This is a genomic window from Streptomyces sp. NPDC096105 (assembly GCF_044763335.1).
Taxonomy (GTDB): Bacteria; Actinomycetota; Actinomycetes; order Streptomycetales; family Streptomycetaceae; genus Streptomyces.
The window spans coordinates 48,438-67,562 of the sequence record NZ_JBIWGC010000012.1; the positions used below are offsets into that span (position 1 = coordinate 48,438).

Genomic DNA, 19,125 nt, shown 5'->3' on the forward strand with positions numbered 1-19,125 from the left:
GGTGAAACAGCGTCGGTCGTCAGCCTGTCGGCCACTTCCCCCGGCCGCCGACCGCCCGGACCGGCGTGGGCCGCTCCGTCAGGCGGGGCAGCAGCAGCCTCCAGAGACCCGCGACCCGCTCCTGCGACAGCCACGCCGCTTCCTCGCCGCCGAGCACCTCGAAGCCCACCGTCGCGGCCACGACGACGGTCGCGGCGTCGTCGGCCGAGACCCCCCGGGCCAGCCAGCCGTCCCGCTCAGCGCGCCGCACCGTCTCCTCGACCCAGTGCTGCCATTCCCGCCTGAGCGAGGCGCTCTCGCCGCGGCCGGGGTCGTCGCCCAGCTCGAAGCCGGCCCGGACCACGACGTCCTCGGCGATCCGGTCCACCAGTCCGTAGGTCGCGTCCACCAGGGCCGGCAGGGCGCGGCCGTCCCGCCCCAGCGACTCCTCGATGACCAGGCGCAGCCTCACCAGGGCCTCGTCCTCGACGGCCCGCGCCAGGGCCCGCTTGTTCGCGAAGTGGAAGTGCAGGGCCCCGTTGCTGACCCCCGCCTCACCGCTGATCGTGGACAGCGAGGCGGCCACGAATCCCTCCCTGGCGAAGAGTTCGGCCCCGGCGCGGATCAGCGCCTGGCGCGTACGGAGCGCCCGCTCCTGCTTGACCATCAGTCGCCTCCTGGCTGGGACCTGGGCTCATGGCACACGGGGCGGCCTGTGCCGTCTCTGCCACCTGCGGTTCGTCAGCCCCAGACTAACAAACCGCCTGTGCGGTTTTGCAGAGGGGTAGGTGCGATGCACATGAATCTGCCCGGGACGGTGCGCACGACCCTCCACCCGTGGCGCGACGGGCTTCATCGCCAACTGCGAGGAGAGCGATAGGTCACGGGGGGCCACTGCGGGCGACGCCGCGACGGGGCACCGGACGGCACCCTCCCGGCGTCCGTCCCGCCGCGCCCGGCCAGCACCGAGCACAGCACGAGGACCACGGCCGCCAGCTCGTCCTCGTCGGCGCGCCCGCGTTCTATGCGCAACGCGAGCTCAAGGGAACCAGGTTCGCCCATCTCCGCCCCTCCCCATCCCCGCCACGGTGCGGCGCCGCGCCACAGACACGCTCCAGTCCCGCTGGAGAGCGCGGCGCCGGCCGGCCCGGACGGCAGGGCGCCCGCGGTGCAGATGAGCTGGAGGAACGGTCGAGAAAAGACCAGAAATGAGAGATGTCATTCCGCTCCCGGTCCACGACGGCTCTGATCGATCGTTGGCGGAGGCTTCGATTCCTCTAGAAATCAAACCGGCTGGTCTCTATCTTTTGAACTCCGCAGTACACACTCCGATCACGTCCAGGGGGAGCGATGACCGCGAGCACCTTTCAGACAGAAGGCCCGTCGATCGAACAGAGTGCGGCACCGGCCGCCCTGTCGTCCTTCCGGGCGGCAGTCGCATACGACAGAAAGCTGACGACCACGGTCCCCAGGGAACTGGTGCACCGCGCGGCCGTCGCCGAGGTCATGCTGACCGACTGGAAGCGGCTGGACGACACCCACTTCGACGTGACCGCCCAGTGGCCGCGGGGCCACAGCTTCTTCACCGCCGTGGAAGGGGTCCACCACGACCCGCTGATCGCCGCCGAAACGATTCGACAGATCGGCTCCCTGCTCGCCCACGCCGAGTTCGGCGTCCCCTTCGGCCACCAGTTCCTGATGGAGGAACTCAGCCTCACCGTGCACCCCGAGCAGCTCGAGGTCGCCCGGACGCCCGCCGCACTGGACCTGGAGGTCCTGTGCAAGGAGGTCAAGAAGCGCGGCAACCGGCTGACCGCCCTGTGCTACGAGACGACGGTCCTGCGCGAGGGACGGCTCGCCGCGTCGGGGCGGTTCTCCTTCGGCTGCATCGCTCCGGCCGTGTACCGCCGGCTGCGCCCGGAGCGCGTGTTCGACGCCGAGTACGGCCCGATCCCGCTGACCGCTCCGGTGGCGCCGCAGAGCGTGGGGCGCACGTCGCCGGCCGACGTGGTCCTCTCCCCCACCGGGGAGCCGAACCACTGGCAGCTCCGGGTGGACACCCGGCACCCCGTGCTCTTCGACCACCAGGTCGACCATGTCCCGGGCATGGTGCTGCTGGAGGCGGCCCGCCAGGGGGCGACCGTGGCCCTGGGCGGCTCCCCCATCCTGCCGCTCGGCCTGGAGTGCGAGTTCAAGAAGTACGCGGAGCTGGACCGGCCCTGCCTGATCGACGCCCTGCGCCTGCCCAAGGCCCCCTCCGACCCGGAGACGGTCCTGGTCACGGGCCACCAGGACGGCAACATCGTGTTCACCGCGACGGTGACCGCCGCGCCCGCCGCCTGACGTCACGAGAGCCAGGGGGTCGGCCGGTGGGCCTCCCCCCTCGCTCTCACCCGGCACGACGCCCCCGGACCTGCCGGCTCACCCAGTACGAAGCCCCCGGACCTGCCGGCTCACCCGGCACGAAGGCCCCCGGACCGGCCGGGCAGCCCGCCCCCCGCGTCGTCCGCCCCGCCGCCGAACGCCGCGATGTGGTCCCGCGCCCAGGCCGAGAAGGGCCGCGCCGGACGTCCGGTCAGCCGCACAACCGTGTCCTCGGCATGGGCCTTGGCCCCCGCCCGCTGCCGCTCCGCGCCGGCCAGCAACGCCTCGGCGACGGCCTCGGGGTGACGCTGCCGCAGGGCCGCGCGCGCCTGGGCGAGGGAGAGTTCCTCGAAACGCAGGGGAACGCCCAGCAGCTCCCCGAGCCGCGCCGTCTGCTCCGCGGCGCTGATCGGTTCCGGCCCGGTCAGGGTGTAGGCGCGCCCCTCGTGCCCGTCCTCGGTCAGCGCGCACACGGCCGCCTCGGCGACGTCCCGCGGGTCGACGCAGACGTTGGCCGAGTCCCCGTACAGCGCGCGCACGACCCGCTCGGACCTGATGGACGCCGCCCAGGACAGCGTGTTGGACATGAAGGCGCGGGGGCGCAGCACCGTCCATCCCATCCCGGAATCGCGCAGCAGGTCCTCGTTGGCGCGGTGCCAGCGGGCGATCAGGTCGTCCGCCCCGCTGTCCGCGACGGCGGCCGCGGACAGCCTGACCAGATGCCGGACACCCGCCGTGCGCGCGGCCCGGACGAAACGCGCGTCGTCGTCACCGCCGATCCGGCTGGTGAGGAGGAAGGCGCGGCGCACGCCCCGCAGGGCGCGTTCCAGTGAGAGCTGGTCCGCGTAGTCGCCGGCCACCACCTCGGTCCCGTCGGGCGCTCCCACCACCTTCGACGGGTCCCTGGCCATGACGCGTACCGCGACACCGGCGGGGAGCCGCCGCAGCACTTCCCCTCCGATGGTTCCGGTGGTCCCGGTCACGAGAATCACCCGTACGTCCTCCCTCGGGACGGGCAGGCGCGGAGTGCGCCGCACGATTTTTCGGCTACCTCACGGCTACGCGAAGCTCAACAGGCTATAAGATACGTACTGGGCGGTTTTTTTGGGAGCTGGTCCGAGGCTCCCAGGCCGCCGGGCGAACTTCGTTTTCGACGAGAAGGGGAGGGCGGCAGCGTGGTGAAGCAGGACCGTGCCATCCGTACCCGCAGGAACATCCTTGAGGCGGCGGCGAAGGTCTTCGAGGAACGCGGGTACCAGGCCGCGACCATCGCCGAGATCCTCGGCACCGCCGGCGTGACCAAGGGGGCGCTGTACTTCCACTTCAGTTCGAAGGAACAGCTCGCCCTCGGGGTGCTGCACGAGCAGGACCAGCGTTTCGTGATCCCCGAACGCTCCTGCAAGTTGCAGGAGCTGGCGGACGAGGTGCTGTTGCATGCCTACCGCCTCCAGTCCGACCCCATGGTGCGCGCGGGCGTGCGCCTGAGCATGGACCAGCACGCGGAGGGACTCGACCGCAGCGGTCCCTTCATACGCTGGAGCGATGTCTGCCGGGAGCTGCTGGAGCGGGGGCAGGCCCAGGGCGAGCTGCTGCCCCACGTGGTCCCGTCGGTGACCGCCGACATCGTGGTCGGCACGTTCGCCGGCATCCAGTCCATGTCCCAGGCGGTCAGCGACTACCAGGATCTGCTCCACCGGTCCTCCGAGCTGCTGCGTCATCTGTTCCCCAGCATCGCCGTGCCCTCCGTGCTGGCCTCGCTGAACCTCTCCGAGCGGCGGGGCGAAGAGGTCTACCTGGAGATCCGGCACGGACTGCGGGAGCCGGTGGCCGCCGCTAGCTGAGCGCCCCCGCACCCGCCATGGCCGGCCGGTCGGCGACGGTGGCCGGCCGGCCACCGAAGTACAGTGCGAGCGCGTCGCCCAGGCCGTCACCCAGGCCGTCGTCCTGCCCGGAGGCCGACGCCCAGGCGACGTAGCCGTCGGGCCGTACCAGCAGGGCGTCGCAGGGGACTTCGGGGGTCGGTTCGGCGTGGACCAGCCGCAGTACTCCCGCCCATCCGCGCGGTCCGCGCGCGCACCGGAGCCCTTCCTCACCGAAGGCCAGCAGCAGGGGCCGGCCCGCCCGGAGCAGTTCGATCACGTCGGTCCGGCCCGCGCTCGTGTTCAGGGCCACGTTGCGCAGGAATCTTCCTTCCCACGCGGAGGGCCGCTTGGTGCGGCCCGGCAGGACGGTGTCCTGTCCGCTGATCATGTCGCTGAGGTACCGGCTCTCCCGGCCCGCCGTCACGAGTTCGGCGAACACACCGCGCAGCGCGTCGGCGTCGGGGCCCGGCCGCATCAGGGCGAGCTGGGCCCGCGTGTTGTCGATGACCCGCTGGGCCTCCGGACGGCGTTCCGCGTCGTAGGTGTCCAGCAGGTCGCCCCCGGCGCGGCCCAGCACGGTGAGCGCGAGCTTCCAGCCGAGGTTGAGGGCGTCCTGGACGCCGGCGCTCAGGCCCTGGGCGCCGACCGGGAAGTGCATGTGTGCCGCGTCTCCGGCCAGGAGGACGCGGCCGAAGCGGTAGGAGCGGACGAGCTGGGCGAAGTCGCTGAACCTGCTGAGCCAGCGCGGCTCCCGGATCCCGATGTCCTTCCCCGCGATCCGGGCGAGCTCGCCGCGCAACTCCTGCGGGGTCGGCGGCAGATGGCGTTCGGGGTGGGCGCCGGCGCAGTCGAGGGTCTTGACGTGGGTTCCGGCGCCGGGGAGGTCGTGCGCGACGATCCAGCCGCGCGGGGTGCGGTGCCAGCCCGGCGGCAGCGACCGCGCGTCCTCCAGCGTGACCAGCCCGGAGAGCCCCGAGGTCGTCGCCCGGTACGTCCGGGCGGGTATGCCCGCCAGTGCGCGGACGGTGCTGCGTCCCCCGTCCGCCCCCACCAGGTACCGAGCGGTGCAGAGCAGGGGGCCGTGCGGCCCCTTGGCCATGACCCGGACGCCGTTCCGGTCCTGGGCGACCTCGGTCACGTGGTGCGCCCGCAGGATCCGGACCCCGACGGCCCGCGCCCGCTTCTCGAACAGGCGCTCGAGGTCAGCCTGGGGCCGTTGCAGCACGGGACCGGGCTCCGAGGCGGGGGCGGTGATGGACAGGCCGGGTATCCCGGCGTAGCGGAACGGGGCCCGGGCCTCGGGCGCGGTGGCATCCGCCTGCGCCACGAGTTCGGGGAAGTACCCCCGCCTGGCGAGCCCTTGCAGGGCCCTGGCGTGCAGCACTCTCGCCTTGGGCCGCTCCGACACAGTGGCCTGCGCCTCCAGCAGGAGCGTACGAACCCCGTGGGCGCCCAGCTCGGCCGCCACCAGCAGGCCGACCGGCCCGCCCCCCACGATCACCACCTGCGCATGCTCACGACGCCTCACCCCAGGACCTCCCCTTGACCTCGAAGGCGCCGCGGCACGGGACCCGGACGGGAAACCACCATGTGACAACCGCACGATGCACGCCCCTTCCCCCTGCCGTGGCGTACGGAATGCCGACCTCCGGCCCCCTGTGGTGCCGGACGGCTTCGACGTCGAGAAATATACCGGATGGACGGTTCTTTTCAAGAGGGGATTCCTCTCACGTCACCGTCACAGCTTGTACCGAAGAACGTCAAGAACAAGAGGAATCCATGCTCCCGACCGAACGCCACCGGCAGGGCGGGCCGGGGACCCGGAGGTCGCAGGGTTGAAAACAAAACCGGGTGGTACGTATCTTACTCAGGGCCGGGCTCCTGTGGGGGGTTACACAGGATCAGAGTCGCTTGAGTCGCTCGGGTCGCCGTCGGGGGGAAGCACATGGGTTCTGAGCTGCTCGAAGTCACCAGCGAATCACGACACCGGAGGACACCGCCGCCAGGACCGCTCCCGGGGAGCCTGACCGACCGCGGCCTGGCCGAGCTCTTCGCCCAACGGTACGCCGACAGGTACCGTCACGTCCCGGGCCTGGGCTGGTACCGCTGGACGGGCGCCCGCTGGCAGCCCGACGGGGACGGCACGGTGCTCTGGGCGGCCGGCGACCTCGTGGAGTCCCTCGCCTCCTCCGATCCCCTCGGCCGGTACTCCGACACCGCGCTGCGGCGCCACCGTTGCCGGAGCCTGTCCACCGCGGGCATCAACGCGATGCTGGCCCAGGCGAGGTCGGCGCCCGGCATGGTGCTCAACGCGGCCCGTCTGGACGCCGACCCGTACGCGCTGTGCACCCCGGACGGCATCGTCGGCCTGCGCACCGGACTGCTCGAACCACCCGGCCCGGGCAACGGCCTGCACTCCCGCTGCACCGCCCTGACGCCGCGGCCGGCGAAGACGCCGCTCTGGGAGCGGTTCCTGACCGACACCTTCGGCGACGACGCCGAGGGCCGGGAAATGATCGACTACCTGCAGCTCCTCCTCGGCTACTCGGTCACCGGGGACGTGGGCGCCCAGGTGCTGCCGTTCCTGTTCGGTTCCGGCAAGAACGGCAAGTCCGTCCTCCTGGACGTGCTCATGAGGCTCCTCGGGGACTACGCCGACGCCGCTCCGCCGGGCTTCCTGATGACGCGTCCCCATGAGGGCCATCCGACGGACCTGGCGGAACTGCACGGGCGCCGGGTGATCGTGTGCAGCGAGGTCAGGCCCGGCGACCGGTTCGACGAGGCACGCCTGAAGCTGCTGACCGGCGGTGACCGCATCAAGGCGCGCCGGATGCGGCAGGACTTCTTCAGCTTCACGCCGACGCACAAGCTGTGGCTGCTGGGCAACCACCGTCCCGAGGTCGGCACCGGCGGCTTCGCCTTCTGGCGCCGGATGCGCCTGATCCCCTTCGAACGCGTCGTCCCCGACGACCGGCGGATCGACAACCTCGCCGACGTCCTGGTGCGCGAGGAAGGGCCGGGGATCCTCCACTGGCTGGTCCTGGGGGCCCGCCGCTACCTGGCCGGTGCGAGGGACCTCGCCGGGCCGGAGCGCGTACGGGTCGCGACCGCCGCGTACGCGCAGACCGAGGACCACATGGGGCGCTTCGTGTCGGAGGTGTGCGCCCTCGGACCCGCGCTGCGGGCCGAGCAGACCCAACTGCACGCGGCGTACCGGGAGTGGTGCCGGGCGGAGGGTGTGCACCCGGTCTCCTCGCGCGCGCTGGCGGCGAGGATCCGCGAGACCGTGGGACTGGCGTCGCCGAAGGCGATGGTCCTCTCCCGGCAGCGCAAGTACTACCCGGGCATCGGGCTGCCGGCCGCCGGGGAGGCGGCATGAACCGGGCAGGGGTCAGAGCGGGGCCGGCGCCAGATGCGTGAGCGCCCGGGCGGCCAGACGGTAGCCGTAGGCTCCGAGGCCGACGACGACACCGCTGGCCAGCGGGGCGATGACCGACTCGTGCCGGAACTGCTCCCGGGCCCACACGTTGCTGAGGTGCACCTCGATCCAGGGCGGCGCGTAGCTGGCGAGGGCGTCGCGAAGACTCCAGCCGGCGATCATCAGGGCGCCGGGGTTGACGATGGCTCCCACGGTGCTGTCGCTGTGCCGGTGCACGGCGCCGACGAGGTCGCCCTCCGAGTCGTGCTGGACGGAGAGCACCTTCCAGCCCCTGTCGCTCAGTTCGTCGGCGACCGCCGCCTCGATGTCGGCGAGCGTGTCCGTGCCGTAGATCTCCGGTTCCCGGCGGCCGAGAATTCCCAGATTCGGGCCGTTCAGGAGAAGCACGGTACTCAAGAGGCCCACCTCTGTATTCGCCGCGGCCCGCTCGTCTCGGCCGCGGAGCCGGCGGAGTCGGGATTTCCTCCATGCTGTCGCCGCACTTCGCCGCGCGCCACCCTCAGAGCTGATAGTCCCGCTCCCGGAGCCGTCCGCCGCCCAGGCCGGCCTGTGCGTGGTCCCCCGCGCGCCCGGCCGCGCCGCTCAAGGACCGCTCGTACACACGTCGAGGCCCTCTACACGCCGCGTCGGCCCGCGCCGCCCCGGCCCGCACCCCCGCCCTAACCTGGTCCGCGCACGGACCCCACTCGGACGGCACGGATCCCATGACTGGAGATGTGATGCTCGATTCTCCGTTTCGCCTGCGGCTGCCCCCCGTTTTCTCCGTCCTACGTGTCTGCCGGAACAACGCCTGCGCATCCTCCGCCCTGCCGGAATCTTCTTTCTCCGCCTGGTCCCGCGGAGATCTGGAGGAAGGTATTCGCTTGGCAGCGGCCGCTGTTCGAACGGAACCCGATTGCGCCGGGGACTGCAAGGCGCTGGCACGGGTCTGGCACGCGGCACTGCTGGTCAGGGTCCGCCGGCTGTCGTCCGCCGCGCTGGTCCTGGCCGAGGTGGACGAACTGTCGGCCCGGTCGGACGCCGACGGCGGTCCCGCTGTCGCCTCCCTGCTCGGCGCGGCGGACCTCGCCTTCGCCAGGGGCGACACCTCGGCAGCCGTCGATCTCGCCGCCCGGGGCGCCGACCGCGCGCGGCGGGCCGGGCTGCACGGCTTCCTGCCCGACGCGCACACCGTGCTGGCGCTCGGCGCGCTTCGGCAGGGCGACATGAGTGTGAGTGCGCAGTTCGCCGATCAGCTACGGGACTGCGCTCTGCTCGGCCGGACCGCGCACGGGCCGAGCCAGTGCGCCTGGGCGGCGGCCCAGCTCCTCGAGGTGCAGGGCGGCCCGGCGAGCGCGGCCCAGCTCATCGCGGGCATCGTCACGGACGACCGGTTGCTGCTGGAGCTGCTGACCTCCCAGCCCACCGCCGCCGCCTGGCTCGTGCGGGCCACCCGCAAGCTGGGCGACGAGGTACTCGCCCGGCGGGTGGTGGCGGGAGCCGGCGCGCTCGCGGTGCGCAACCCGGGGCTGTGCTCCGTGGGCGCGGCGGCGGGGCATGCCGCCGGGCTGCTGGACGGCGATCCGGACGGGGTGCTCGCCGCGGCCGCCGCGCACCAGGACCCGTGGGCCGCCGCGTCCGCCGCGGAGGACGCGGGCAGGTTCCTCGCCGCGCGCCCCGCCGAACGCCAACGGGCCGTCGACGCCTTCGAGTCGGCGGCGGACGGCTACGCGGGGGCCGGGGCCCCGCGGGACGCGCGGCGGGTCGCGAGCCGGTTACGTGCGCTCGGCGTGCGGCGGGGCCGCCATCCGCAGTACGCCGGCCGGAGCGGCCCGGACGCCGGCACGCTCACCAACACCGAGGCCGCCGTGGCCGAGCTGGTGAGCCAGGGGTTCACCAACTCACAGGTGGGGGAACGGCTCTTCATCTCCGGGCACACCGTGGCCTTCCACCTGAAGAAGATCTTCCGGAAGATGAACGTGGCCTCGCGGGTGGAACTGACGCGGGCCTGGAGCCGGGTGCCGGGCGCGTCCCCCGAAGGCGCGAGGGCCTCCTGAGCCCGGCGCCGCCGCACGGACGGCCGCGGTTCGGTGGGTGGTCGGTCCGGTGAGGGGCCGGGGCCCGGTGAGGGGCCGGGATCCGGTGAGGGGCCGGGATCCGGTGAGCGGCCGGGGTCCGGTGAGCGGCCTGGCGGTGGTCCACCGGTCACAGGATCGTGCGGGGCGTGCCCGGCGGGGTCTGCCGCCTGCGCCACTCGCGGGGGTAGCCCACGGACACCTCCTCGAAGCGTACGCCCTCGTGGTGGGTGGTCCGCGGGATGTGGAGGTGGCCGTACACCACGGCAGCCGTGGGGTACCTGCGGTGCCAGTCGGCGGTCAGCCGGGTGCCGCACCACATGGCGAACTCCGGGTACCACAGCACCTCCGTCGGGTGCCGGTGCAGCGGATAGTGGTTGACCAGGACGACCGGCGTCCCGTCGGGCAGTGAGGCGAGCCGGCGTTCGGTCTCGGCGACCCGGGCCCGGCACCATGCCTCACGGCTCGGGTAGGGATCGGGGTGGAGCAGGCTCTCGTCGTTGCACACGACGCCGGTCTCGTGCGCGTAGGCGAGTCCCTCGTCCTTGGTGGCGCACCCGGCCGGCAGGAACGAGTAGTCGTACAGCAGGAACAGGGGCGCCACCACCACCGGCCCGTCCGGCCCGTGCCAGAGCGGGTAGGGGTCCTCGGGCGTCGTGACGCCGAGGTCCCGGCAGAGTCCCACCAGGTGCTCGTAGCGTGCGACGCCGCGCAGGGTGACGGTGTCGCTCGGGTGGGTCCACAGCTCGTGGTTGCCGGGCACCCAGACGACCTTGCGGAAGCGGCCGGCGAGGGTCTTCAGACACCAGTGGATGTCGGTGACGGTCTCCGCCACGTCACCGGCCACCAGCAGCCAGTCCTCGTCCGTCCCGGGTGCCATCCGCTCGACCAGGGCACGGTTGTCGGCGTGGCCGACGTGCAGGTCGCTGATGGCGAGCAGTCGTCCGCCGCGGTACGTCCCCGCCGTCGTCACGTCCCGCTCCTCTCTCCCGCTCACACCGAGGCGGACGGCGGCGCCGCCAGGTCGCGCGGTGCCGTGCCGGCCATGCCCATCCCCGCCTCGGCGTCCTCGTCGATCCGGGCCATCGCGACGCGCAGCACGGGCGGCGCCATCAGCGAGGTGACGATCGCGACGAGGATGATGATGGTGTACGCCTCGGCGCTGAGGACCCCGAGTTGCAGACCCACCATCGCCACGACAACCTCGATCACCCCCCGGGAGTTCATGCCGGCGCCGAGGGCGAGGCCCTCCCAGCGGCCGAGGCCGCTCATCTTCGCGCCGGCGAAGGCGCCGGCGAACTTCCCTGTGATCGCCACGGCGAGCACCGCGCAGGCCGCGGCCAGGACGGTGGGGTCGGTCAGCGCGGTCAGGTCCATCCGGATACCGGCCGTGGCGAAGAAGACCGGTGCGAGGAAGGCGAGGACGGTGGTCCGCAGCGGGGCCAGCTTCTCCCGGTCCAGCTGCCCGCTCGTGCCGATCAGCGCACCGCACACGAACGCGCCGAAGACCGCCTCCAGGTGCAGCGCCTGGGTCGCCGCCGAGCCCAGCAGCACGATCAGCGCCGTCACCGCGACGGTGGGCACCGGTGACGCGGAGCGGCCCGCCGCGCGCAGCGCCGCCTTCACCAGGGGGCGGCCCACCACCCAGGCGACCAGGACGACGCCGACGGGATAGAGCAGGGAGGTGGCGACCGTGCCGGTGCTCAGTCCGGCCGTCGCCATCGCCGACACGATGGAGAGCAGGAACCAGCCCACGACGTCGTCGAGGACTCCGGCGGCGAGGGTGAGCTGCCCGATGTCGCGGTGCAGCAGGTTCATGTCCATCAGGGTCTTGGCGATCACGGGGATCGCGGTGACGCACAAGGCCACACCGAGGAAGATCGCGAAGACCGTCGGGCTGGTACCGTCCGGCAGGATCGAGGAGGGCAGCAGGAAGCCGACCCCGACGCCGAGCGCCAGGGGCAGGACCAGACCGCAGACGCTCACCCGGGCCGCGGTGAGCCGGCGCCGCCTGACGAGGTCGAACTTCAGCTCCATGCCGGTGATGCCGACGAGCAGCACGACGCCCACCTGCCCGACCGCGTCGAGCATGTGCATCTGGGCGGTGTCCTTCGGCATCAGCCAGTCGGCGAGGGCGGGCCAGGCGTGGCTGAGGACCGAGGGTCCCACGAGCACTCCGGCGAGCAGTTCGCCGACGATCGCGGGCATCTTGAACCGTGCGGCCAGCTGTCCCAGGGACAGGGCCAGCAGGAGCAGGACCGCGAGCTGGAGGAGGAACACCAGGAGCGAGTGGTGGGGGATGGTGGGGACGGGTGTGGAGTTCAACTCGGTCACCTCAGACGCGGGCTTCGTGGGGCGCGCCGACGGGCCGGCGGGGCAGGCGGTCCGCGAGGAGCCGGGTCAGGCGCGCGTTCTGGTCGAGCAGGAAGAAGTGGCCGCCGGGGAACACTTCCAGCTCCGTCGGGCCGTTGGTGTGCTCCTCCCAGGCCGTCGCCTCGTCGACCGAGACGCGGGGGTCGCTGTCCCCGGTGAGCACCGTCACGGGGCATTCCAGGCGCCGGCCGGGTGCGCAGCGGTAGCTCTCGACGGCGCGGTAGTCGCTGCGCAGCGCCGGCATGATCATGTCCCGTACGTCCGGCTCGGCGAGCAGCGCCGCGTGCGGGCCGCCCAGCTTGCGCACCTCGGCCAGGAGGCGCTCGTCCGAGCCCAGGTGGAGCCGTTCGTCACGGTCCCGGGAGGGGGCGCGCCGTCCGGAGACGAAGAGCCTCACGGGGGCGGGGAGTCCGGCGTCGTGCAGGCGCAGCGCGACCTCGTAGGCGAGGACGGCGCCCATGCTGTGGCCGAACAGCGCCAGCGGCCGGTCGTCGAGGTGGCGTATCACCTCGAAGATCTTGTCGGCCAGCTCGGGAAGGCTGTCGATGTTCGGTTCGCGGAGCCGGTCCTGCCGTCCCGGGTACTGCACCGCCAGGACGTCCACGGCGGGCGTGAGCGACTTGGCCAGCGGAAAGTAGAAGCTCGCGGACCCGCCGGCGTGCGGCAGGCACACGAGACGGACGTCGGCGTCCGTCGCCGGACGGAACCGGCGGACCCATGTTTCGAATTGCTCCGGGGTTCGAGGCACGGCCTTAATTCCCTTCAGGAATCGTCGTCCGGCACGCCGTTTTCCCCGTCACGGATCGACGGACGTACGGAATGAGAATCGCGCCGGTCCCGTGATGCACATGTCCAGCGACAGGATAGGAAGGGCTTCACGGACGCGATATCCCTCGATCTGATAGGACTTTTCGCCACGGTCCTTGTCGCCGCGGTCCTTATGGGCGTGCGCTCGAATTCGACTGGAGCGGCACCGGCGAATCGCGGCGTCCGGGACGGTGTGCCGTATTCCTCGGGCATCATGGCCGACGGCCTGCATTCCACCCGTAGGAGGCGATCGCTGTGAAGATATTCGCGGACACCGACAAGTGCGTCGGCGCGGGTCAGTGCGTGCGCGTCGCGCCGGAACTGTTCGACCAGGGCGAGGACGACGGCGTGGTGGTCGTGCTGGACCCGGAGCCCGGTCGGGCCCTGTGGCCGGCGGCCGACGAGGCAGTCGACCTGTGCCCGGCCCGGGCGCTCACCGCGGACGGCTGATCCGGTGCTCCGGGCGGCGCTCGAGCGGGGCTCCGGGGGGAATCCAGGGGACGGTGGGGACACTCGGGCAGCCGATGCCGCAGTGCGGATCCAGTGCCGTTTCCATGCCCTCGCGCTCTTCGACCCCTGCGAGTTGGGATGACGATGTCCACCACGCGCCCGCACGACCCCTACGAGTCCCCGACGGACACCGGCACGGACACGGACGTGGCCGTCGTCGGCAACGGGCCGGTCGGCGCGGCGCTGTCGGTGCTGCTCGCCCAGCGCGGGCTGCGCGTGACCGTCCTCGAACGCCGGCCCCGGCCGTACCTGCTGCCGCGGGCGACCAGCTTCGACGGGGAGACCGCGCGGCTGCTCGCGGCCACGGGCGTCGGGGACCGGTTCGGTGAGATCACGGAGCCGGCCACCGGCTACCAGTGGCACACCGCGGCGGGCGAGACGCTGCTGGACATCGCCTTCTCCCCGACGGGGCGCTACGGCTGGCCGGACGCCAACACCATGCACCAGCCGGCGCTGGAGGGACTGCTCGCGGCCCGCGCCGCGGCGCTGCCCGGCGTCACGGTGCTGCGCGGGCACCGGGTCGTGGACCTCGCCGAGCGGGACGACCGGGTGTCGCTGACCGTCGAGACCGACGACGGAGCCGCCCGCACGGTCGTCGCGCGCTGGGTCGTGGGCTGCGACGGCGCCAACAGCTTCGTGCGCGAGCACCTCGGCGTCCCCATGACCGACCTCGGGTTCTCCTACGAGTGGCTGCTGTGCGACGTCGAGCTGCGCGAACCGCGCGAGTTCACGCCCACCAACGTCCAGATCTGTGACCCGGCGCGGCCCACGACGCTCGTCGGCAGCGGGCCGGGGCACCGCCGCTGGGAGTTCATGCGGCTGCCGGGCGAGAGCAGCGCCGAGCTGAACCGTCCGGAGACCGCCTGGCGCCTGCTCAAGCCGTTCGGTGTCACTCCGGAGACGGCCACGCTGCTGCGCAGCACGACCTACATCTTCCGGGCCGCCTGGGCCGACGAGTGGCGCTCGGGCCGGGTCCTGCTGGCCGGGGACGCGGCCCACCTGATGCCGCCGTTCGCCGGGCAGGGCATGTGTTCCGGCCTCCGGGACGCGGCCAACCTGGCGTGGAAGCTGGACCTGACGCTGCGCGGCCTGGCCGACGCGTCGCTCCTCGACACCTACGCCGAGGAGCGGCGGCAGCACGTGAAGGAGTCGATCCTGTCGTCGGTGCAGCTCGGCCGGGTGATCTGTGTGACGGACCCGGCGGCCGCCGCGGAGCGGGACGCCACGGTCCTGGCGGGCCGGCGCGGCCGTACGGGGCCGGGGGCGCCGGATGCGGCGAAGCCGCTGTCGGCCGGGCTGCTGCGGACGCCGGCGGGCGCGCCGCGGGCTCCGGCCGGCGAGGTGGTGCCGCAGTGGCGGGTGAGCACGGCGGGCGGCACGGGCCTGTTCGACGCGGTCGTGGGGGGCGGCTTCGTGCTGCTCACCACGAACGATCCGCGCCCGGCGCTCGGGGAGGACCGGTGGTCCTTTCTCGCGGCTCTCGACACCCGTGTGGTGCGCCTGTCGCCGCCCGGCACGGTCCTGCCGCCCGAGGACACCGGGCCCGGCCTGACGGACGTCATCGACACGGACGGCTTCTACCGGGCGTACCTGGCCGAGCACGACGCGAGCGCACTCCTGGTCCGCCCGGACTACCACGTCTTCGGTGCCGCGCGCGGCACCGAGGACACCGCCGCGCTCGTCGACGGCCTGCGCGACCGGTTGGCGACGGCCGTGCCGGCGGGGGGACCGCACCGCAGGACCTGACCGGGGGCACCCGTGCCTGAGCGCACGAGCGCTCAGGCGCACGAGCGTGAGCGGCAGCGATCGCCGCGCTCGAGGACCCCGGCGTTCACCCGCCGGCCCTCACGCGTGCGTCAGGCGGGCCAGTTCCACCGCTCCGCGCAGGGACGACAGGCCGCCCAGGGAGGCGGGGCGCACCGTGAGGGGTGGGTGGCCCGGACGGGCGAGGCCGGCCAGGTGCTCGGTCAGGAGGGCGTCCAGGCCGGGCAGGCCGCTCGCGAAGCCGCCGCCGATCAGCAGCAGCCGCGGGTGGAGCAGTTCCTGGACGCCGGTCGCGGCGGCGGCCAGGGCCCGGCAGGTGCGGCGCAGGGCCGTCACCGCCCAGGGGGCCGCGTCCAGCCAGGCCTGCCGCAGCGCGTCGTAGCCGACGTCGCTCCCCCGCAGCCGGGCCGCGTGGCGCAGGGTGGCCGGGCCCGAGGCGATGGCCTGGAGGCAGCCCCGGCGTCCGCACACGCACCGCGGGCCGTCCAGGTCGACGACCGTGTGCCCGATCTCGAAGGAACCGCGGCCCAGCCCCGGGCAGAGGTCGCCGCGCAGGACGAGGCCGCCGCCGACGCCCGTACCGACCCCTATGTAGAGGAGGTCGGCGCAGTCGGCGGCCCGTGCCTCGGCGAGGGCGCCGAGGTCGCCGTCGTCCGCCCAGGCGACGGGCGTGCCCGGCAGCAGTGCGCGCAGCGCAGCGCCCAGGTCCGTGCCGGTCCACTCGGGCCGGCTCGGCCAGGCGGTGACCCGCTCGTCGGGTCCGACGGTCGCCGGTACGGCGACGCCCACCGCCCTCGGGGGGACGGCCAGCCGCTCGCTCAGCCCGCCGACGTGCGCGGCGAGTTGGGCGAGGTCGCGGTCGGCGCTGTGCCGCGGCTGCCAGGCGAAGACGGTCTCGGCCACGCACCGCGCGCCGGCCTCGACCCGCAGGGCGACCTTGGTGCCCCCGATGTCGACACCGAGGCAGGGCCCGTCCTCAGTCACCGGGTACGGAGGGGCACAGGGCCAGCAGGTCACCGGGGCGGGCCAGGACGATGTCGGGCCCGGCGGCGAGCAGTTCTTCGGCGTCGGACAGCGCCCACAGCGCGCCGGCCGAGGTCACGCCGGCGCCGTGGGCGCTGGCGATGTCGGTCGGCGCGTCACCGATCATGACGGCCTGCTCGGGCGTGAAGCCCATCAGGTCCAGGGCGTGCTCCACGATGTCCGGGGCCGGTTTGGGCCGGGCGACCTCGTCCGAGCCGATCACGTGGTCGAAGAAGGGCAGCAGCCCGAGCAGGCCGAGCAGCGACCGAGCCCGTTCCCCGCTCTTGCCGGTGGCCACGGCGAGCCGGTAGCCGCGTACCCGCAGGGTGGTGAGCAGCTCCACGACGCCGTCGAAGACCGGCACCTGGGAGGCGAGCCGGTAGCTCTCGCGGACGAAGGGCTCCTCCATCTCCAGGGGCAGGCCCATGATCCGCATGATGTCGGGGAAGAAACGCCCCAGGTGGCGCCGGTACTCGTCGAACGGCGCGGGGCCGTCGCCGACGACCTCCTTGTACGCGACGGCGAACGCCTCGTACATCACCGCGAAACTGTCGACGAGGACTCCGTCCAGGTCGAAGACCACGGCGCGTCCGACCGGCCGGAGCGTCCCCGTCGCCGGCCGGCCGGCGTCCGGGGCGGCGGGCCGCTGCGCGAGCCACGCTGGTCCTGTCGAAATGGGTGATGTCACCGGCTTCCTCACCTTCTAGTGACGGGCGGGCACGGCGGTCTGCTCGTGCGCGCGGCGGGCCGCGGCGTAGAAGTCCTCGATGACGCGGACCGTCGTACGGGCCTCCTCGGCGGTCCTGCCGCGGTGGCCCGGATCGGACAGGACGCCGGGGAGGACGTCCAGCTGCCGCCGGTACTCGGTGCCGATGGGCTCCTGGGGTACCGGCAGGGAGGTCGTGGTGCCCTCACGCGTCAGCGTCAGCCCGGCGTGGGGGTGGCGGTTGGGGCTGAAGCCGAACGTGCAGCGCAGTTCGGCGGTGGCGGCGCTGCCCGTCACCCGGATCCGGGTGACGTCCCGCGCCTGGTGCGACGCCCAGCCGGCGCGGAGGCCCACGGAGACGCCGTCGTCGCGGACGAGGAAGCCCCGGGCCGTGTCCTCGACATCGACGGCTCCGGCGGCCGGGGCGGGCACCGCGTCCTGCCGCCAGGCGGCGCTCCAGGCGCCGGTGCCCAGGAAGTCGTTGGTGGTGACGCCGAGGACCTGGGTGAAGCGGGCGGGGCCGAGCAGGGACGTGAGCGTGTCGAGCAGGTGCCAGCCCAGGTCGAAGAGGACGCCGCCGCCGGCCTTGTTGCGCTGGGTGAACCAGCCGCCGGCCTGCGGGATGCCCCGGGCCCGCACCCACGACAGGTCGACGTGGCGGATGCGGCCCAGGCCGGGCAGGAGGTTCGCCAGGGCGCCCACGTCCGCGCGGTGCGGGGCGGCGCTGCCGGCCAGCAGGGTGGCGCCGCCGTGCCGTTCGGCGGCGGCCAGGGTGTCGGCCTCGCGGGAGGTCAGGCACACCGGCTTCTCCAGGAAGACGCTCACGCCCCGGCGGAGCAGCCCGGCAGCCACGTCGGCGTGCAGGTGGTTGGGTACGGCGACGACGGCCAGGTCGACCGCGCGGGCGGTGAGCGCGTCCGCCGTCGGGTGCACGGGCACGCCCGGGGCCGCGTCGAGGGCGGTACGCGCCCGCGGGGCGGGGTCGACGACGGCGACCACGTCGAAGCCGGTGTGCTCGGTCAGGCGGGGCAGCCACAGCTCCCGCCCCGCCCAGCCGAGCCCGACGACGGCGGTCCTGACACTCATACCGCGGCCACGGCGTCCGCGATGATCTCCGCGGTCCGGTGCATGTCCTGTTCGCCGGCGAGCAGGACGCGGTGGTGCAGCCAGACGCAGTCCCGGCTGATGGCTTCCGTGTGGGGGCAGCGTTCGGCGATCTGCTCCGGGGTCTCGTCCGGGGCGCCGGTCTCCCAGAAGGCGTCGGTGCGGTAGATCGCGCGGAAGGCGGCGAACGCCGGCACGCCGGCCTCCACGAGCCGGTCGACCAGGGCGTTGCGGTCGTCCTCGCCGATCCCGGGGACGCGGAACATCGCCATGTAGTGCGAGGGGGAGTCGGTGCGGACGTCGGGGCGCTGCGGGACGACGCCGTCGATGGCGTCGAGCAGCGGGGAGAGCACGGCCCAGCGCTGCCGGCGGGTGGCGATCTGCTGCTCCAGGCGGCTGAGCTGGGCGCGCAGTACGGCCGCGGAGAACTCGTTGAGCCGCAGGTTGGTGCCGGCGACCTGGTGCAGGTAGCGGCGGTCGGTGCGCGGGCGTCCGCAGCTGTGCCGCAGGAACGCCGCCTCGTAGCTCTCCGTGTCGGGGAACAGGACGGCGCCGCCCTCGCCGGCGGTCATCAGCTTGCCGTTCTGGAAGCTGAACGCGGCGATGGTGCCGAGTTCGCCGACGCGCTTGCCCTGCCAGCGGGCGGCCTGGGCGTGGGCGGCGTCCTGGAGCAGCGGGACACCGGTGTCGGCGGAGAGCTTGGCCAGCGCGTCCATGTCGGCCAGGAAGCCCGCCATGTGCACGGGCATGATGGCCCGGGTGCGGGACGTCACGGCCGCCGCTGCCGCCGCCACGTCGATGTTGTAGGTGTCGGGTTCGACGTCCACGGGGACCGCGACCGCGCCGAGCCGCTGCGCCGCCTGCGACGACGAGATGAAGGTGAAGGCCGGGACGACGACTTCGGTGCCCGGTCCCACTCCCATGACCTGGAGGGCCAGTTCCAGGGCGTGGGTTCCGTTGGTGACGGCCAGGGCGTGGGGGGCGCCGTGCAGTTCGGCGAACTCCCGCTCGAAGGAGTCGACCTCACTCCCGCCCATGCGCCACCACTGGCCCTGCTCGAGTGCGCGGATAAGACCTTCCCGCTCCTTCTCGTCGTACTGCGGCCACTGGGGGTATTCCGGCGCCTGTCGCACGTTCATG

The 19,125-nt window shown here is 73.1% G+C and carries 18 protein-coding genes; 6 read left to right on the forward strand and 12 right to left on the reverse strand.

What is annotated here, in order from left to right; genetic code table 11:
• Nucleotides 1–19 precede the first annotated feature (19 nt).
• Together ACIQ8B_RS20030 and ACIQ8B_RS20035 are read right to left on the reverse strand one after the other, a co-directional pair.
• On the reverse strand, nucleotides 20–646 hold the full coding sequence (locus ACIQ8B_RS20030; RefSeq protein ID WP_403548407.1) for a ScbR family autoregulator-binding transcription factor: 627 nt from the start codon (nucleotides 644–646) through the stop codon (nucleotides 20–22).
• 185 nt (nucleotides 647–831) lie between these two features.
• Nucleotides 832–1,041 carry an acyl-CoA carboxylase subunit epsilon gene (locus ACIQ8B_RS20035; RefSeq protein WP_403548411.1) on the reverse strand — a complete coding sequence of 70 codons (210 nt, stop codon included), beginning with the start codon at nucleotides 1,039–1,041 and terminating at the stop codon, nucleotides 832–834.
• Nucleotides 1,042–1,329: 288 nt separating this feature from the next.
• Between ACIQ8B_RS20035 and ACIQ8B_RS20040 the strand changes: the two genes are divergently transcribed.
• Complete coding sequence (locus ACIQ8B_RS20040; protein ID WP_403548413.1) at nucleotides 1,330–2,322, forward strand: ScbA/BarX family gamma-butyrolactone biosynthesis protein; 993 nt, start codon at nucleotides 1,330–1,332, stop codon at nucleotides 2,320–2,322.
• 110 nt (nucleotides 2,323–2,432) lie between these two features.
• Here the strand turns inward: ACIQ8B_RS20040 and ACIQ8B_RS20045 are convergent, their stop codons facing one another.
• Nucleotides 2,433–3,335 carry an NAD(P)H-binding protein gene (locus tag ACIQ8B_RS20045; protein WP_403548415.1) on the reverse strand — a complete coding sequence of 301 codons (903 nt, stop codon included), beginning with the start codon at nucleotides 3,333–3,335 and terminating at the stop codon, nucleotides 2,433–2,435.
• 183 nt (nucleotides 3,336–3,518) lie between these two features.
• Between ACIQ8B_RS20045 and ACIQ8B_RS20050 the strand changes: the two genes are divergently transcribed.
• Nucleotides 3,519–4,184, forward strand: coding sequence for a ScbR family autoregulator-binding transcription factor (locus ACIQ8B_RS20050; RefSeq protein WP_403548417.1), 666 nt, complete (start codon nucleotides 3,519–3,521; stop codon nucleotides 4,182–4,184).
• On the opposite strand, the gene ACIQ8B_RS20055 is transcribed toward ACIQ8B_RS20050, so the two are convergent.
• Entirely contained in the window at nucleotides 4,177–5,709 is a 1,533-nt protein-coding gene (locus ACIQ8B_RS20055) for an FAD-dependent monooxygenase (RefSeq protein WP_403548419.1), read from the reverse strand. The genes ACIQ8B_RS20050 and ACIQ8B_RS20055 overlap by 8 nt on opposite strands.
• 441 nt (nucleotides 5,710–6,150) lie before the next feature.
• On the opposite strand from ACIQ8B_RS20055, the gene ACIQ8B_RS20060 reads away from it, so the two are divergent.
• Nucleotides 6,151–7,584: a phage/plasmid primase, P4 family gene (locus tag ACIQ8B_RS20060; protein ID WP_403548421.1), complete on the forward strand. Its 1,434-nt coding sequence runs from the start codon at nucleotides 6,151–6,153 to the stop codon at nucleotides 7,582–7,584.
• 12 nt (nucleotides 7,585–7,596) lie between these two features.
• Here the strand turns inward: ACIQ8B_RS20060 and ACIQ8B_RS20065 are convergent, their stop codons facing one another.
• Complete coding sequence (locus tag ACIQ8B_RS20065) at nucleotides 7,597–8,040, reverse strand: type II 3-dehydroquinate dehydratase (protein ID WP_290010927.1); 444 nt, start codon at nucleotides 8,038–8,040, stop codon at nucleotides 7,597–7,599.
• Between the two features lie 467 nt (nucleotides 8,041–8,507).
• Between ACIQ8B_RS20065 and ACIQ8B_RS20070 the strand changes: the two genes are divergently transcribed.
• Nucleotides 8,508–9,680: a LuxR C-terminal-related transcriptional regulator gene (locus ACIQ8B_RS20070; protein ID WP_403548424.1), complete on the forward strand. Its 1,173-nt coding sequence runs from the start codon at nucleotides 8,508–8,510 to the stop codon at nucleotides 9,678–9,680.
• A gap of 148 nt (nucleotides 9,681–9,828) precedes the next feature.
• Here ACIQ8B_RS20070 and ACIQ8B_RS20075 read toward each other — a convergent pair whose 3' ends face one another.
• From ACIQ8B_RS20075 to ACIQ8B_RS20085, 3 genes are read right to left on the reverse strand one after another with little or no spacing between them, the layout of a single operon-like run.
• Nucleotides 9,829–10,671 (reverse strand): metallophosphoesterase family protein, encoded by an 843-nt coding sequence (locus ACIQ8B_RS20075; protein WP_403548426.1) that lies wholly within the window; start codon nucleotides 10,669–10,671, stop codon nucleotides 9,829–9,831.
• A 20-nt stretch (nucleotides 10,672–10,691) separates the two neighbouring features.
• Nucleotides 10,692–12,023, reverse strand: coding sequence for a cation:proton antiporter (locus ACIQ8B_RS20080; protein ID WP_403548428.1), 1,332 nt, complete (start codon nucleotides 12,021–12,023; stop codon nucleotides 10,692–10,694).
• 10 nt (nucleotides 12,024–12,033) lie between these two features.
• Nucleotides 12,034–12,819 carry a thioesterase II family protein gene (locus tag ACIQ8B_RS20085; RefSeq protein ID WP_403548430.1) on the reverse strand — a complete coding sequence of 262 codons (786 nt, stop codon included), beginning with the start codon at nucleotides 12,817–12,819 and terminating at the stop codon, nucleotides 12,034–12,036.
• Between the two features lie 314 nt (nucleotides 12,820–13,133).
• Here ACIQ8B_RS20085 and ACIQ8B_RS20090 point away from each other — a divergent pair, with 314 nt between their 5' ends.
• Nucleotides 13,134–13,328, forward strand: coding sequence for a ferredoxin (locus ACIQ8B_RS20090; protein ID WP_403548432.1), 195 nt, complete (start codon nucleotides 13,134–13,136; stop codon nucleotides 13,326–13,328).
• Nucleotides 13,329–13,472: 144 nt separating this feature from the next.
• Entirely contained in the window at nucleotides 13,473–15,134 is a 1,662-nt protein-coding gene (locus ACIQ8B_RS20095; RefSeq protein ID WP_403548434.1) for a bifunctional 3-(3-hydroxy-phenyl)propionate/3-hydroxycinnamic acid hydroxylase, read from the forward strand.
• 99 nt (nucleotides 15,135–15,233) lie between these two features.
• Here the strand turns inward: ACIQ8B_RS20095 and ACIQ8B_RS20100 are convergent, their stop codons facing one another.
• The 4 genes from ACIQ8B_RS20100 to ACIQ8B_RS20115 form a co-directional block, all read right to left on the reverse strand.
• Nucleotides 15,234–16,136, reverse strand: a complete 903-nt coding sequence (locus tag ACIQ8B_RS20100; RefSeq protein WP_403548436.1) for an ROK family protein — start codon at nucleotides 16,134–16,136, stop codon at nucleotides 15,234–15,236.
• Nucleotides 16,129–16,758 carry an HAD-IA family hydrolase gene (locus ACIQ8B_RS20105; protein ID WP_403548546.1) on the reverse strand — a complete coding sequence of 210 codons (630 nt, stop codon included), beginning with the start codon at nucleotides 16,756–16,758 and terminating at the stop codon, nucleotides 16,129–16,131. Before ACIQ8B_RS20105 ends, ACIQ8B_RS20100 begins: the two co-directional genes overlap by 8 nt.
• 120 nt (nucleotides 16,759–16,878) lie before the next feature.
• On the reverse strand, nucleotides 16,879–17,967 hold the full coding sequence (locus ACIQ8B_RS20110; RefSeq protein WP_403548438.1) for a Gfo/Idh/MocA family protein: 1,089 nt from the start codon (nucleotides 17,965–17,967) through the stop codon (nucleotides 16,879–16,881).
• On the reverse strand, nucleotides 17,964–19,124 hold the full coding sequence (locus tag ACIQ8B_RS20115; protein WP_403548440.1) for a DegT/DnrJ/EryC1/StrS family aminotransferase: 1,161 nt from the start codon (nucleotides 19,122–19,124) through the stop codon (nucleotides 17,964–17,966). The genes ACIQ8B_RS20110 and ACIQ8B_RS20115 overlap by 4 nt, the downstream gene beginning before the upstream one ends.
• Nucleotide 19,125 lies beyond the last annotated feature (1 nt).